Origin of the sequence: Asticcacaulis biprosthecium C19 (assembly GCF_000204015.1) — a bacterium.
In the GTDB taxonomy this organism is placed as follows: Bacteria; Pseudomonadota; Alphaproteobacteria; order Caulobacterales; family Caulobacteraceae; genus Asticcacaulis; species Asticcacaulis biprosthecius.
Genome location: NZ_GL883078.1, coordinates 1,048,918 through 1,050,125 on the forward strand (window position 1 = coordinate 1,048,918; position 1,208 = coordinate 1,050,125).

The following is a 1,208-nucleotide window of genomic DNA, read 5'->3' on the forward strand; positions in this document are numbered from 1 at the left end:
AGACCGTGGCCGAGTTGATGAAGTTACCAAAGGTCAGGACGTCCGTGCCGCCGGCCAGGTTGACGACACCTGCGGTCATGATGGCCGTCAGGGTGATCGTATCGACATCAGCGTTGCCATTCAGCGTCTCAACGTTCAACACCGTACCGGTGTTGGCGAAGTTGCCGAGGTTCAGGACATCGGCGCCGGCACCCAGATTGACCGTCGTACCGCTCAGGGCTGTGCCCAGGGTGATGGTGTCAACCGCCGAGCCACCGGTGATGGTTTCGGCGTTCGAAACCGTCGCCGAGTTGGCAAAGGCGCCAAAGGTCAGGCTGTCGGTGCCGGCCGCCAGGTCGATCGTGCCGGCGGTGATGGCGGCGCCAAGGGTAATGGTGTCGGCGCCTGTGCCGCCGGTGATGGTTTCGACGTTGGAAACCGTGGCCGAGTTGGTGAAGTTGCCAAAGGTCAGGGCGTCGGTGCCGGTACCCAGGTCGACAACCGCCGCGGTGGCGATGGTGGCGAGGGTAACGTCGTCGGCCGCTGTGCCGCCGGTGATGGTTTCAGCGCCCGATACGGTGCCTGTGTTGGCGACATTGGCCAGGGTCAGGCTGTCGGTGCCCGCACCCAGGTTCAGAGTCATGCCGGTGAGGGTCGTGCCAAGCGTAACAAGGTCGGCGCCGGTACCGCCGGTCAGGGTTTCGGCGTTGGAAACCGTCGCCGTGTTGGAGAAGTTACCAAGCGTCAGGACGTCGGTGCCACCCGCCAGGTTTATGGTCGCTGCCACGAGGGCCGCACCGATGGTGATGGTGTCGACATCGGCATTGCCGGTGAGGGTTTCGACGTTGGAAACCGTGCCGGTGTTGGCGAAGTTGCCCAGGTTCAGTACGTCGATGCCGGTGCCCAGATTGACCGTGCCGGCCAGGGCCGTGGCCAGGGTGATGGTGTCGATAGCTGTACCGCCGGTGACGTTTTCGACATTGGACAGGGTGCCGGTGTTGACGACATTGGCCAGGGTCAGACTGTCTGTGCCCGCCGCCAGATCCATCGTCACGCCCGTCAGGGTGGTTCCGAGCGTGATGGTGTCTGCACCGGTACCGCCGGTGACGGTTTCGGCGTTGGAGACGGTGGCGCTGTTGGTGAAGTTGCCGAAGGTCAGGCTATCGGTGCCGGCGGCCAGGTCAACGACCGCTGCGGTGGCGATGGTGGCCAGGGTGATGGCGTCAGCA

At 64.2% G+C, this 1,208-nt stretch carries 1 protein-coding gene; it reads right to left on the minus strand.

Annotation, left to right across the window (positions count from 1 at the left end; all coding sequences use genetic code 11):
• Positions 1 to 1,208, minus strand: a 1,208-nt coding sequence (locus tag ABI_RS25725; RefSeq protein WP_040309317.1) for a beta strand repeat-containing protein, incomplete at both ends; no start/stop codon positions are given.